This window comes from Synechococcus sp. WH 8109 (genome assembly GCF_000161795.2).
Taxonomy (GTDB): Bacteria; Cyanobacteriota; Cyanobacteriia; order PCC-6307; family Cyanobiaceae; genus Parasynechococcus.
Genome location: NZ_CP006882.1, coordinates 1,679,161 through 1,692,038, shown reverse-complemented (window position 1 = coordinate 1,692,038; position 12,878 = coordinate 1,679,161). Strand labels below are relative to the sequence as shown.

The window sequence follows — 12,878 nt, the reverse complement described above, 5'->3', positions numbered from 1 at the left end:
TCATCCCGCGGCTCCTTCCCAGTGCAAGACCGCTTCGGTGGTCTTCAGCACTTGATCGGCGCCCGCCTCCTCTAGCCGTTGCTCATAGATTTCGCGCGCCGCAGCCTGCTCTACGGTTTGCAGGTGAGGAGGTGCCACCGCCAGGCTCACGAATGATTGTTCCGGCCAGCGTTCCCGGGCTTGGATCACGGTGTGAACATCGGCCACGGTGTCGCCGAGATAAGCCACCTGAACTCCCTCGGCACTGGCTCCCAGTGCTTTGGCCAGGCGGATCAAGCCTGTGGGGTCCGGTTTGTCTGGGGCATCTCCCATCGCGATCAGGGGCGGGTCCTGGAGCCCCAGGCGCTGCTGCAGCACGAAGCGGGCTGAGGGCGGTTCAGCTCCACTCACAAATCCCCATCGCAACTTGCGCTTCGACAGCGTCGCGAAAAAGCTGTCGTCCACCAGAAGAGGCTCATCACCGATAAAGCCCGTCCATTGGCTGGGGTCTCCGTCCGGATCTCCGCCGAAGTAAAAGCCGCTGAACACATCGATCAGCGCGGCGCGATCCGGCAGCTCAGCACCATGGCGCCGCAGCAGTTCAAGGCTGGCGTCCCAGTCGTTGTTCCAGGCTCCCTCCGACTTCAACGCATCAATGACATCAACGCTGGGCTGCCAATCGCAGTAGTGCTGCACAGTGCATTGAAGGGCCCGTCGATAGCTGCCCGCTACATCGCGGATCACACCATCGATGTCGAACAGCAGGATGGTTGGGGGTCCCAGAACGTCCAATGGGGAGCGGCTGGTAGGTTAGTTGTTTGTATTTCTGTCTTGAGCGCTGACACCATGACGGTCACCGAAGGCGCTGCCCCTACCGACCAGGAGGTCGCGACTCCGTCCGCCGAAGCGGCAGAAGGCGCCACCCAGGCAGCTGAAACCACTGAAAAGCCTGCAACCAGCGAAGGCGAAGGCCGTCCTGTGCTGAAGGGCGCCGCCGCGGCTTTGGCCACGGCCACCATCGATGCTGATGGTGTTCCTTCCGGTTACACCCCCAAAGCCGATGAGGGTCGCTTCCTGCTGAAGATTCTCTGGCTTCCCGACAACGTGGCCCTTGCGGTTGATCAGATCGTTGGCGGTGGCCCCAGCCCCCTCACCTCCTACTTCTTTTGGCCCCGTGAGGATGCCTGGGAAAGCCTGAAGACCGAGCTGGAAGGCAAGAGCTGGATCACCGACAACGAGCGGGTTGAAGTGCTCAACCAGGCCACTGAGGTGATCAACTACTGGCAGGAAGAGGGCAAAGGCAAGAGCCTCGATGAGGCCAAGGCCAAGTTCCCCGATGTCACCTTTTGCGGTACCGCCTGATTACGCTCTTCAATTTGATGATGCAAACCTGCTTTCGGGCAGGTTTTTTTATGCCTTCCCGTTGCTTGCGTGGTGTTGGGATGACTAACGGACAAACGACACCACTAAAAAGGCCAGGGGTAGGAGCCCCTGGCCTTTCACAACGTCATCCTTGAAACAGGGGGATGAATCAGTCGGTGGTTTTGCTGGCCTGAAGGCGAGCACGGGCTTCGTTCAGCTGTTGCTGCGCCTTGAGTTTTTCCGGCGAAGTAGGTTGGCCTTCCATGCCAGCCACCACGGTGGAGGCCTTCTGGAAAGCGGCTTCGGCTGCAGCGGCATCGATGGAGCTGCCCAGTTCGGCCTTGTTCACCAGAACGGTGACTTCATCAGCATCTACTTCGGCAAAACCACCCATCAGAGCGATGGAGTTCCAGGCACCGTTGGCACGCACCCGCAGCACACCAATGTCGATGGCGGTGAGCAGGGAGATGTGGCCGGGCAGGATGCCGAGTTGACCGGTGGTACTGGGCAGGATCACCTCGTCGGCGCTGCCATCAAAGACGTTCTGGTCTGTTGCCAGCACGCGGAGGGTGAGGGACATGAACCTTGGTTCGGAAAGAGAACGGACTGTCGAGAAACACGTGATCGGGGGTGTGAATAACACCCCCGCAGGGATCACTTGGTTTCGGCGGCGATCTTCTCGGCCTTGGCTTTCACTTCCTCGATGTTGCCCACCAGGTAGAAGGCGGCTTCGGGGAGGCTGTCCAGCTCACCGGAAAGGATCTGGTTGAAACCAGCGATGGTCTCCTCCAACTTCACGTACTTTCCGGGCATGCCGGTGAAGATTTCAGCCACGAAGAAAGGCTGGGAGAGGAATTTCTCCACCTTGCGGGCACGATCCACGGTGCGACGGTCGTCTTCCGACAGTTCGTCGAGACCCAGAATCGCAATGATGTCCTGCAGTTCCTTGTAGCGCTGCAGGGTGGACTGCACGGCGCGGGCGGTGCGGTAGTGCTCGTCACCCACCACAGCTGGCTGGAGCATGGTGCTGGTGGAATCCAGAGGATCCACAGCGGGGTAGATGCCCTTGGAAGCCAGGGCACGGTTCAGCACCGTGGTGGCGTCGAGGTGGGCAAATGTGGTGGCCGGCGCGGGGTCGGTCAGGTCGTCAGCAGGAACGTAAACAGCTTGGATCGAGGTGATCGAACCTTCAACGGTGGAAGCAACACGCTCCTGCAGGGCACCCACATCGGTGCCCAGGGTGGGCTGGTAGCCCACAGCGGAAGGCATGCGGCCAAGCAGTGCGGACACCTCGGAACCGGCCTGCACGAAACGGAAGATGTTGTCGACGAACAGCAGCACGTCCTGCTTGTTCACGTCGCGGAAGTGCTCAGCCATGGTCAGAGCGGAGAGGCCCACGCGCATCCGGGCGCCGGGGGGCTCGTTCATCTGGCCATAGCAGAGAGCCACTTTCGACTTGGACAGGTCGTCGGCGTTGATCACGCCGGACTCCTTGAATTCCTCGTAGAGGTCGTTGCCTTCACGGGTGCGCTCACCCACACCACCAAACACAGACACACCGCCGTGCTCCTTGGCGATGTTGTTGATCAGCTCCTGAATCAGCACAGTCTTGCCCACACCGGCGCCGCCGAACAGGCCGACCTTGCCGCCCTGACGATAGGGAGCCAGGAGGTCGATCACCTTGATACCGGTCTCGAACACCTTGGGCTTGGTCTCAAGCTCGGTGATGTTGGGGGCATCCCGATGGATGGGAGCAGTGGCCGAGGTGTTGACGGGGCCCTGCTCGTCTACGGGCTCGCCCAGCACGTTGAAGATGCGGCCTAGGGTGGCTTCACCCACGGGCACGGAGATCGGTGCACCGGTGTCAAGGGCTTCCATGCCGCGCACCAGACCGTCGGTGCCACTCATGGCAACGGCACGAACCCGGTGATCACCCAGAAGTTGTTGAACTTCAGCGGTCAGGGCGACGTCGTCACCTGCGGGGTTTTTCCCCTCGATGCGGAGGGCGTTATAGATCTTGGGCAGTTTCCCGGCGGGAAATTCCACGTCCAGAACCGGGCCGATCACCTGACGGATCACACCCTTGGTGCCAGCAGATGCAGGAGCAGAAGCGACCATAGGAAGGAGAGTTGCGGGAACAGGCGCTGCGCGCTCGGACCCATTCAGAGCGGCGCAACCATACCACTGCTGTGGTTGCAGCCCCTCCGGTTCGGTCACCCGCACAGCTTGGGGTATGGCCCGAGGGATGGTGGATTGAATACGTTGGCACTCATCGGCATCGAGTGCCAACTCGCGTCGATGCGTGCGCATTGCGCCCTGTCCCTGCTCCTGCAAGTACCCATGGCTGCTGTTTCTCTCAGCGTCTCGACCGTTAAACCCCTCGGCGACCGCGTGTTCGTCAAGGTCTCTGAATCAGAAGAGAAGACTGCCGGCGGCATCCTTCTCCCTGACACCGCCAAAGAAAAGCCCCAGGTGGGTGAAGTGGTTCAGGTGGGCCCCGGCAAGCGCAACGACGACGGCAGCCGTCAGGCTCCCGAAGTTGGTGTAGGCGACAAGGTTCTCTACAGCAAGTACGCCGGCACCGACATCAAGCTCGGCAGCGATGAATACGTGCTGCTGTCCGAGAAGGACATCCTGGCTGTCGTCAACTGAGATCAGCCCCGCTGCATTGCGGCTTGAGACTCGACTCAGCCTCCCTTAACCATCCCCTTTATTAGGAACCGCCTTCCATGGCAAAGCGCATCATCTACAACGAGAACGCCCGTCGCGCTCTCGAAAAAGGCATCGACATCCTCTGCGAAGCCGTCGCCGTGACACTGGGTCCCAAGGGCCGCAACGTGGTGCTCGAGAAGAAGTTCGGTGCACCCCAGATCATCAATGACGGCGTCACCATCGCCAAGGAGATCGAGCTCGAAGACCACATCGAGAACACCGGTGTTGCTTTGATTCGTCAGGCTGCCTCCAAAACCAACGACGCCGCCGGTGACGGCACCACCACCGCCACCGTTTTGGCCCATGCCATGGTCAAGGCGGGTCTGCGCAACGTGGCTGCCGGTGCCAATGCCATCACCCTGAAGAAGGGCATCGACAAGGCTTCCGATTTCCTGGTCAGCAAGATCAAGGAAATGGCCAAGCCCATCGCGGACAGCAATGCCATCGCCCAGGTCGGCACCATCTCCGCTGGCAACGACGAAGAAGTTGGCAAGATGATCGCCGATGCCATGGACAAGGTTGGCAAGGAAGGTGTGATTTCCCTCGAAGAGGGCAAGTCCATGGAGACCGAACTCGAGGTCACCGAAGGCATGCGCTTCGATAAGGGCTACATCTCCCCTTATTTCGCCACCGACACAGAGCGGATGGAAGCCGTCCTCGACGAGCCTTACATCCTTCTCACCGATAAGAAGATCGGTCTGGTGCAGGATCTGGTGCCCGTGCTGGAGCAAATCGCCCGCACCGGCAAGCCTCTGCTGATCATTGCTGAGGACATCGAGAAGGAAGCCCTCGCCACTCTGGTGGTGAACCGTTTACGCGGTGTGCTGAACGTGGCCGCCGTGAAGGCTCCTGGTTTCGGTGATCGCCGCAAGGCCATGTTGGAAGACATGGCTGTGCTGACCAACGGTCAGCTGATCACCGAGGACGCCGGTCTCAAGCTGGAGAACGCCAAGCTCGAGATGCTGGGCACCGCCCGTCGAATCACCATCAACAAGGACACCACCACCATCGTTGCCGAGGGCAACGAGGCGGCTGTCGGCGCCCGCTGCGAACAGATCAAGAAGCAGATGGACGAGACCGACTCCACCTACGACAAGGAGAAGCTGCAGGAGCGCCTGGCCAAGCTGGCCGGTGGCGTGGCTGTGGTGAAGGTGGGTGCAGCCACCGAAACCGAGATGAAGGACAAGAAACTCCGTCTGGAGGACGCCATCAACGCCACCAAGGCGGCTGTTGAGGAAGGCATCGTTCCTGGCGGCGGCACCACCCTGGCTCACCTGGCTCCGGCCCTGGAGCAGTGGGCAGCCTCCAGCCTGTCCGGCGAGGAACTGATCGGCGCCAACATCGTGGCTGCTGCTCTTACGGCTCCGCTTATGCGCATCGCTGAAAACGCAGGTGCCAACGGCGCTGTTGTGGCTGAGAACGTCAAGGCTCGCGCTGGTGCCGAAGGTTTCAACGCTGCCTCCGGTGAGTACGTCGACATGCTGGCTGCCGGCATCGTCGATCCCGCCAAGGTGACCCGCTCCGGTCTGCAAAATGCCGCATCCATCGCTGGCATGGTGCTCACCACCGAGTGCATCGTGGCTGATCTGCCTGAGAAGAAAGAAGCAGCTCCTGCCGGCGGCGGCATGGGCGGCGGCGACTTCGACTACTGATCGACGTATGGGTGGTCGGGAGACCACCCGATCACCCCAACTCAAGTCATGCCAAGAGGTCCTGCGGGGCTTCTTTTTTATGCTCGGATACATGTCTTGCAAGAACTAGTTCTTACAAGACATGTGGTGCCTGGGGGGCAGCGTTGGTGCCGGCCATGGAGGATGTGAGGTGTGGAGACGCGCCGGCTAGCGTCTTGCTGTGTAACGTTGTGTCGGGACAAATGCCCCAGCGCCCCGGAGCTTTTGCCGCCCAGTTCGCTCCAGAGACGCTGCAGCGTTTCAAGGCCCTCTGTCGACAGCAAGACAAGGCCTACTCCAAGGTGTTGGAGCGTCTTGCGTTGTTGTACGTCGAAACGGATGGAGGCATTCTTTCTCCAGCCAGCACGGCTTCCGCTCCGTCAAAAGGCGTGCAAAAAAGGCAAGTCCAGGTTGAATCTCTGCAAAACAAACTGTTGGAGGATCTGTTGAAGCGGGTTGAAATCCTTGAAAAGAAGGAAACAAAAACGTTGTACGAGCTTGATAGGGTCTACAAGGAAATTGCTTTTCTGAAATCAGGCTTGCAAAGCCCTGAGTGATGTTTCTGACGTATCACGACTGAAGTTCACGGCCGCTTCGGCTTTCACCCATCCAGACTGCTTGAAGAGCTCTTGGTTTTTGTTATTGCAGTACCGCCTCGGTTTTGCCTTAGTTTTCTGGATTCGTGCTCAATGTGCTTCTTTGAGTTTGTTCTGGCTCGCGAAATTGATCGGAACAGAGAGGCAAGTTGATGAAGAGCAATTCAACCATCAGGTTGAAGCTGCCTGCAAAGAATGCATGCTGAAAATTGAGTTTGTGAGCGGGTTGGTTTAGTTCAACCAGCCAGCACTCAGGATCACAGCCAAGGACAAAAACAACGCCAGGCATGTCCATGTCAGACGGTTCAACGTTGCTTCTGCGCTGCTGGCGCTGCTGAACATGGAGCTGCCGCTTGCCGCCAAGCCACCCATGCCATCACCTTTGGGGCTATGCAGCAGAACCAAGACGATCAAAAGAAGGCCGGTGCCGATCCAGCTCCAGGACAAAATTGAGGTGAGCATTAAACGGAAAGAGGAAGGCGAGCGGTCTTTGGGGTGGGGTCCATATTGGACATGGGTGCAATCAGGCTTTGGCCAGTCATGGCCGCCGGTTGCGCAAGGTCAAGAATTTGCAGCAACGTCGGAGCGATATCGGCGAGCCCCCCGTTATCGCGAAGTGTGATTGCGTTGCCATGGCCAGGCAGTTTGCGCCGTTCTCCTTCGATCAGGATCGCAGGCACAGGATTGGTGGTGTGGGCTGTCCAGGCTTGGCCATCCGGACCTTGCATCAACTCGGCATTGCCGTGATCAGCCGTGATCAGCATGGTTCCGCCCTGGCGTCCCACCGCATCCAACAACCGGCCAATGCAGGCATCCACGGTTTGGATGGCTTCCTTGGCGGCCTCCATCACACCGGTATGCCCCACCATGTCGGGGTTGGCGTAGTTGATCACGATCAGCGAATAGTCCGCTCTTTCAATTGCTGAAATACAGCTGTCGGTGAGTTGCTCGGCCGACATTGCCGGTGAAAGGTCGTAGGTGGCGACCCTCGGCGATGGCACCAAGTGACGGTCTTCTCCCGCAAGTGGCTGTTCGATGCCACCGTTCATGAAGTACGTGACGTGTGGATACTTTTCCGTTTCGGCAGTGCGGTATTGCTTCAGCCCGGCGTCTGCCACTACTTGCCCCAACAGTTGGTCGAGCGGCTCGGGAGGGAAGACCACTTGCACGGGAAGGTCTTGTTCAACCTGGGTGAAGGTGACCACATCCAACTCCGGAGTGTGGCTGCGCTCGAAGCCCTCGAAATTGGGAAGGCAGAGCGCTTGCACGATTTGGCGGGCGCGATCGGGTCGGAAGTTGAACACCAGAACGCTGTCACCGTCTTTGATGATGCTGTTCTGAAGCCGTACCGGTTCGAGGAATTCATCAGTTATGTGCTCGGCATAACTGTCAGCCAACACCTGCTCTGCCATCCGGCTGTCGACGGCGATGTTGGGATCGGTGTAGAGGTTATAAGCCTTTTCGATCCGCTCCCAGCGCTGGTCCCGGTCCATGGCCCAGTACCGGCCACAGAGGCTGGCGAGCTGGCCGACGCCGCTTCGGCTCAGGGCCGCTTCCACCTGGCTGATGTATCCCGGTGCGCTCTGGGTGGGTGTGTCGCGCCCATCGGTGATGGCATGCACGGCGACATCGGAGATGCCGCTGTCGGCTGCCCACTTGATCAGTCCACAGAGATGGTCCACATGGCTGTGGACGCCACCATCGGAGCAGAGGCCGAGCAGGTGCAAGGTGCCGCCCCGCCTTTGGGTGCGTTCTGCTAGTCCCTTTAGTGCTTGCGTGTCGCCCAGTTGATTTCTGCGCACCGTGTCGCTGATTCGCACCAACTCCTGGCGAATGATGCGGCCGGCTCCGATGGTGAGGTGGCCCACCTCAGAGTTACCCATCTGTTGATCGGGGAGGCCCACATGGGAGCCACTGGCCTCAATCAAGGTGTGTGGATAGGCATGCCACAGGGCATCCATCACAGGAGTGCCGCTTTGCTGAATCGCGTTGTGCTCGCTTGCGTTCCTGTAACCCCACCCATCAAGAATGGCGAGAACGACCGGTGCCACTGTCCCGGAGCGTCCTGAACCGTTGGTAGTGCTTTTCCCCACGTTCACCCGCGACCGACGGTTCTTAAGGACTCTTGCAGAATCAACTTAACGCCAAGCCAGCCCTCAAGCTGCAGTTTCAGCCAATTCCCATACCCCGCAGCGCTCAATCCTCCATGGCCGACCCTGAACGGATCGAAATTCTCTCGGAGCGTGAGCTTGGTCTAACGCTGTCGCGTTTGGCGTCGCAGGTGTTGGAGAGCGCCGAAGACAGCCGTCGACTGATGCTGTTGGGGATCCCCACCCGCGGCGTTCAGTTGTCCAGGGTTTTGGCGCGTGAATTGGAGCGGTTGACAGGTCACGCAATCTCCCAGGGGGCCATTGATCCCACGTTCCATCGCGATGATCTGGAGCGCATCGGCACCCGTCTGCCCCAGCTCACGACTCTCCCCAGCAGCATTGAGGACCGTCAGGTGATTCTGGTGGACGATGTGATCTTCACGGGGCGGACGGTGCGTGCCGCGCTGGAGGCCATGCAGAGCTGGGGGCGGCCGCAGCGGGTGATGTTGCTGGCCATGGTGGATAGAGGCCATCGGGAGCTTCCGATTCAGCCTGATTTCTGTGGCCGCGTTGTGCCGACCCGACGCAGCGAAACCATCGAGCTACGCCTCAGGGATGTTGATGGTGAGGAGGGAGTGTTCCTCAGCCGACTCAGCCGGCAGGCTTGAGTTCGTCGGCGCGGAAATGGGCTTTGTAGCGGCCGAAAGCAACGATCACAGGAAGGGTCGGGCTGATCACCCGACCCTTCCAATCATTGAGAACGTTCGCCACCTCTCCGGTCTGCCCTTTCATGTCAAAGGCCTGGCCCCGGTGTTCGGGATGGTTGAACACAACGACGGATGCCTCCACCGTCACCCTGTCGCCCGCCTGCATTGCACCTGAGTCATCCACGGGCTCATTTTGTCACGGGCTCGGGGACGAGTGTCGACAGAAACTTTCCGGTCCGTCCTCTTCGACGCGACCGCCAAGGTCGCTGCAGCCCATCGAAAAGGCCGACCAGGGGTCCAGACCTTGTAGCAACTGATCCTCGACGGCGGCATCCAGCCTGTCACCGCTGATGACGTCGGAATGCACCGCTGGGTGCTGTTGGTGTTGCTGGGCCTCATCGAGGGCCTGAATGGCACTCTCCACCTCTTGACGGGTGGCACTTGCCTGCTGCTGCCACCAGGGATGGTCGAGTTTGTTGAGGCTGTCCAAGGCCTCCCACCAGCGTTTTTGCTCCACCAGTTGAACCAGCCGACGCTGTTCCAATTGGTTGCGGTTCCAGATCTCCATCAGCGTTGCACTGAGTTGGCTGATGGAGCTGCGCGCGGTGCCTTTGAGGGGATCCAGCAACTCGAGTGCCTGCTGCAGGTCTCCCTCACGAAACAGAGCAATCGCCTGATCCATCAGGGCCTGGCGCCAGCGTTCGAGGTTCTTGCGATGGAGGGCAAGGTCGCCATGGCCCGAGGCGACCAGTTGCTGCTGCAGCGTGAGGGCAGCGATCGAATCGCCTTGGCCCCAGAGATGTTCGGCGTGCTTCCGGCGGCATAGGGCCTGCTCTTCCGGTGCGCCCTCCCCCAACCAGCGCAGGGATGCGAGTTGCTCACTGGTGCGGATGCAGGCCTCGTAGTCGTTGGCATCGATGGCGCTCTGCAGCCGCTCCGGCAGTTGTTGTTCCCACAAATAGGCACCTGTCGCAATCGCCAGCACCAATCCCAGGGTTCCAACACCCCAGAGCCGTAGCAGCAGTTGACGCGGTGCTGCCACGAAGGGTGGAGCTGAACGTTGGTTCTGTTCTATGGAGTGACGGCTCCCGTTCCAAGGGCCTGTGGACGGACGTCTTATCGGACAGCCCCCAGCGTTGGCTGGGACCACTTCCGACCTGAACGCAGATCGTTGATCTCCAGCTGAAGCTGCGCTTCTTGATCAATGCTCCAGCGCAGCCGCAGGCAGTCCTCGCCCTGCTCTCCGGCGGGTTCCAGAGGCAGCACCAGCTCGATGCCGGGCCAAGGCTGATGGGAGACCTCCCCGGCGGTCTGCTCCTGCAGGGTCGGCAAACCATCGATGAAGACCACGCTGTGGCTCCCCTGGGCGATGGGCTCCCCCAGCACCAGCTCCACGCTGCTTTGGCCGGTCCGGCTAGCGGCCAGCACCAGCTCCAGGGGGGCTGGGCTCGGCCAGGGTTGACCGGCCATAAAGAGGGGATGCCAGCGGTGGCTGTTGCTGCGCTGATCCCAGAAACGGAGGGAAACGCCGTGTTGCAGCACATCCCGAATGGCGACCCCCGGCGTGAGTTGAAGCGCACCCAGGGCCACGGCTTCCACCGGTGGCGGGGTGAGCAAGGGCGCTGGCGCCGTGTGCTCGGAGAGCCACTGGCGCAGCAGGGGCAGCTGGGCACCGCCTCCGACGGCCACCACGCCCTCCAGATCTTCAAGGCTGCAGTTGTTGCGGCGACCGCCGGCGAGACATGTCTCCAGCAACTGTTCTAGGGCGTCTCCGAAGCCGCGCTTCAGCAGAAGCGCGTTGAGTTCGCTGCGCGACAGGCTGAGCACATGCTCCTGCTCATCCACCGCCAACTCCATCAGGGGCTCGCGTTCGGCCAAGGCGGTGTCGCTCAGCCGGCATTTGAGCCGTTCGGCGGCATTGAGCAGGGGTGTGCTGGCGGGTTGACCTGGGCAACACCGGTCCACAATCCAGCGATCAATGTCACGGCCCCCGAGGCGCAGCCCCGCCTTGCCCAGAACCTTTGCTGTGCGAAGCAACTGGCGGCTGTTGTCCCCGAGGCTGCGCCCCCCCAGCCGCAGCAATTGGGCGATCGGTGCAGCACGACCTTCCCCTCCTTCCAGAGCCACCAGGGCAAGATCCAGGGTGCTTCCGCCGAGGTCCACCACCAGCAGAGTGGAACCAGCGGGAAGCCCTGCACCCATGGCTGCTGCTGTGGGTTCATCCACAAGGGCGATCTCGGCCACCGGCAGCGTGGTGCAGGCCTGCAGCAACCAGCTGCGATACGCCCGGTAGCACTCCACCGGGGCAGTCAGAACCAGCCGCTCCACCTGGAGATCGTTGGGGAGCCGGCTCCAGATCTGTTGAAGCAGCTGTTCTCCAGCCCAGCGGGCTGCTTCCTGCTCTGGGGCATCCGCTTGACCAATGCGGCCTTTGAAGTCGCGATGCAGACGGCTGTCCACGGAGTCATTGAGGCCTGACTCGAGCACTTGCCGGCCAATCAGAGGGCGTTGGGATGACTCCCACACCAGGCTGGGAATTTCACCGGCGCGGCTGCAGATGGCGGGCAGGTTAAGCAGATCGGCAGTTGTGGATGTCGCTCCCTGATAGGCCACCACCGTGGTGGTGCTGCCCAAATCGATGGCGAGTGTTCCGCCCCGTTGGTCTGAATGCTGAAGCTTTTCTTCGCCCACGCGATCTCTGACCGTGCTCAGGGCACGGTGAAGTCAGGATGAGACTAGGGGGACTTGCGGCGATGGATCGATTGCAACAGCTGATCTTCTCCTTCTATCGGGAAGATCCTGAACTGCAGGACAGGCTGGAGCCGCTGCGGAGCTGTCGCATGCGTCGCAGCTGGGGCAGCATCCGCATCGAGTGCATCGACGATGCGCATCTCGAGGAATTGAGTGGTTTGGTCGCTGATCTGCGCTTGCCCCTGGCGGCCTTGGGGATGGGGCGCCAGATCGTGTTGCGGGTTCCAGGCTCCCGTCAGCGGGCTTACCCCATGCACGTGCCCTTTCACACCGATCAGCTGGCCTGAGACGGTCACCAATTAATCTGTAGATGTTTGATCAAGAAGCCTGTGCTCTCGGCCGGAGTGGATTCCAAGGATCTCGCCAAGCGTGGCGAAAGTTTGATTCGTCAATCAAGCAACCGTTATCTGACGACGGTGCGGATCGCCTTCCGGGCCAAGCAGCGCCGCTTCGACGACTTTGACGGTCTGCTGGAGGAGTCCAGCGTCAAGCCGGTGCAACGGGCCATCGTGGAATTGAGCGACGAGCAAGACCAACCCGATCTGCTGCCTGGTTGATCCATCGGCTGTGATTCAGCAGGAGGGGGACGGATGGCGGGTGTCGCACGACCCCTCCCGCGGCGAATATTGCGTTCTTGTGGGGGGACAACGCTGGGCGTTTGAGTTGACCGAGCCGGAGTGGCGGGATCTGGTTGATCTCGTGGCGACCCTTGAACAGCAATACAGGGGTCTGGTTAACCAACTGATGCCAGAGGAGTCGATCGAGCTGGAGCTGGATCGGGGCGTGTGGTGGGGATGCTTAAGCGGTGGTCGCAACCAATGGGAGTTGAGCATCCTGCTCACCCCGCTTGAGGGACGTGCGGCGCAGGGGGAGTGGCCTGCCCCAGCGGCGGCGGCGGCCGTTGCGGCCTTGAGAACGTTGTGGGACTCGCAGCATTGATTAATCCAGCTAATCGTTTTTGAGTCATTGATTTCCCCCGCCCTTTCCCTGCTGCTCTGCACAGTTTTTCCA

16 protein-coding genes are annotated in these 12,878 nt (G+C 60.6%); 8 read left to right on the top strand and 8 right to left on the bottom strand.

What is annotated here, in order from left to right; genetic code table 11:
- On the bottom strand, positions 1-771 hold the full coding sequence (locus tag Syncc8109_RS09190) for a TIGR01548 family HAD-type hydrolase (protein WP_006851361.1): 771 nt from the start codon (positions 769-771) through the stop codon (positions 1-3).
- 54 nt (positions 772-825) lie between these two features.
- Between Syncc8109_RS09190 and Syncc8109_RS09185 the strand changes: the two genes are divergently transcribed.
- On the top strand, positions 826-1,341 hold the full coding sequence (locus Syncc8109_RS09185; protein ID WP_006850782.1) for a 30S ribosomal protein PSRP-3: 516 nt from the start codon (positions 826-828) through the stop codon (positions 1,339-1,341).
- Positions 1,342-1,510: 169 nt separating this feature from the next.
- Here Syncc8109_RS09185 and atpC read toward each other — a convergent pair whose 3' ends face one another.
- Together atpC and atpD are read right to left on the bottom strand one after the other, a co-directional pair.
- Positions 1,511-1,921 carry an ATP synthase F1 subunit epsilon gene (gene atpC, locus Syncc8109_RS09180; protein ID WP_006851608.1) on the bottom strand — a complete coding sequence of 137 codons (411 nt, stop codon included), beginning with the start codon at positions 1,919-1,921 and terminating at the stop codon, positions 1,511-1,513.
- Between the two features lie 74 nt (positions 1,922-1,995).
- On the bottom strand, positions 1,996-3,459 hold the full coding sequence (atpD, locus tag Syncc8109_RS09175) for a F0F1 ATP synthase subunit beta (protein WP_006851059.1): 1,464 nt from the start codon (positions 3,457-3,459) through the stop codon (positions 1,996-1,998).
- Positions 3,460-3,681: 222 nt separating this feature from the next.
- On the opposite strand from atpD, the gene groES reads away from it, so the two are divergent.
- The 3 genes from groES (at position 3,682) to Syncc8109_RS09160 (ending at position 6,280) form a co-directional block, all read left to right on the top strand.
- Positions 3,682-3,993 carry a co-chaperone GroES gene (gene groES / locus Syncc8109_RS09170; protein WP_006850452.1) on the top strand — a complete coding sequence of 104 codons (312 nt, stop codon included), beginning with the start codon at positions 3,682-3,684 and terminating at the stop codon, positions 3,991-3,993.
- Between the two features lie 77 nt (positions 3,994-4,070).
- Positions 4,071-5,705, top strand: coding sequence for a chaperonin GroEL (gene groL, locus Syncc8109_RS09165; protein WP_006851861.1), 1,635 nt, complete (start codon positions 4,071-4,073; stop codon positions 5,703-5,705).
- Between the two features lie 155 nt (positions 5,706-5,860).
- Positions 5,861-6,280 carry a hypothetical protein gene (locus tag Syncc8109_RS09160; RefSeq protein WP_232202496.1) on the top strand — a complete coding sequence of 140 codons (420 nt, stop codon included), beginning with the start codon at positions 5,861-5,863 and terminating at the stop codon, positions 6,278-6,280.
- 270 nt (positions 6,281-6,550) lie between these two features.
- Here Syncc8109_RS09160 and secG read toward each other — a convergent pair whose 3' ends face one another.
- Positions 6,551-6,781, bottom strand: a complete 231-nt coding sequence (gene secG, locus Syncc8109_RS09150; RefSeq protein ID WP_006849683.1) for a preprotein translocase subunit SecG — start codon at positions 6,779-6,781, stop codon at positions 6,551-6,553.
- Positions 6,781-8,418 carry a 2,3-bisphosphoglycerate-independent phosphoglycerate mutase gene (gpmI, locus tag Syncc8109_RS09145; protein WP_006851438.1) on the bottom strand — a complete coding sequence of 546 codons (1,638 nt, stop codon included), beginning with the start codon at positions 8,416-8,418 and terminating at the stop codon, positions 6,781-6,783. The genes secG and gpmI overlap by 1 nt, the downstream gene beginning before the upstream one ends.
- Positions 8,419-8,525: 107 nt before the next feature.
- Here gpmI and pyrR point away from each other — a divergent pair, with 107 nt between their 5' ends.
- Entirely contained in the window at positions 8,526-9,077 is a 552-nt protein-coding gene (gene pyrR, locus Syncc8109_RS09140) for a bifunctional pyr operon transcriptional regulator/uracil phosphoribosyltransferase PyrR (RefSeq protein ID WP_025362491.1), read from the top strand.
- Here pyrR and Syncc8109_RS09135 read toward each other — a convergent pair.
- The 3 genes from Syncc8109_RS09135 to Syncc8109_RS09125 all read right to left on the bottom strand — a co-directional run bounded on the left by Syncc8109_RS09135 (position 9,061) and on the right by Syncc8109_RS09125 (position 11,807).
- Complete coding sequence (locus Syncc8109_RS09135; protein WP_025362490.1) at positions 9,061-9,282, bottom strand: ferredoxin-thioredoxin reductase variable chain; 222 nt, start codon at positions 9,280-9,282, stop codon at positions 9,061-9,063. The two genes, pyrR and Syncc8109_RS09135, sit on opposite strands and share 17 nt — an antisense overlap.
- Positions 9,283-9,312: 30 nt before the next feature.
- Complete coding sequence (locus Syncc8109_RS09130) at positions 9,313-10,158, bottom strand: hypothetical protein (RefSeq protein WP_006850032.1); 846 nt, start codon at positions 10,156-10,158, stop codon at positions 9,313-9,315.
- Between the two features lie 74 nt (positions 10,159-10,232).
- Positions 10,233-11,807, bottom strand: a complete 1,575-nt coding sequence (locus Syncc8109_RS09125) for an Hsp70 family protein (RefSeq protein WP_006850651.1) — start codon at positions 11,805-11,807, stop codon at positions 10,233-10,235.
- A gap of 62 nt (positions 11,808-11,869) precedes the next feature.
- On the opposite strand from Syncc8109_RS09125, the gene Syncc8109_RS09120 reads away from it, so the two are divergent.
- From Syncc8109_RS09120 to Syncc8109_RS09110, 3 genes are read left to right on the top strand one after another with little or no spacing between them, the layout of a single operon-like run.
- The gene (locus Syncc8109_RS09120; RefSeq protein ID WP_006851813.1) at positions 11,870-12,154 is read left to right on the top strand and encodes a hypothetical protein; all 285 of its coding nucleotides are present in this window, start codon (positions 11,870-11,872) and stop codon (positions 12,152-12,154) included.
- Positions 12,155-12,196: 42 nt separating this feature from the next.
- On the top strand, positions 12,197-12,424 hold the full coding sequence (locus Syncc8109_RS09115) for a DNA-directed RNA polymerase subunit omega (protein ID WP_025362489.1): 228 nt from the start codon (positions 12,197-12,199) through the stop codon (positions 12,422-12,424).
- Between the two features lie 10 nt (positions 12,425-12,434).
- A complete protein-coding gene (locus tag Syncc8109_RS09110; protein WP_006850335.1) occupies positions 12,435-12,806 on the top strand; it encodes a DUF1818 family protein in 372 nt (123 codons plus the stop codon).
- The last annotated feature ends 72 nt before the right edge of the window (positions 12,807-12,878 follow it).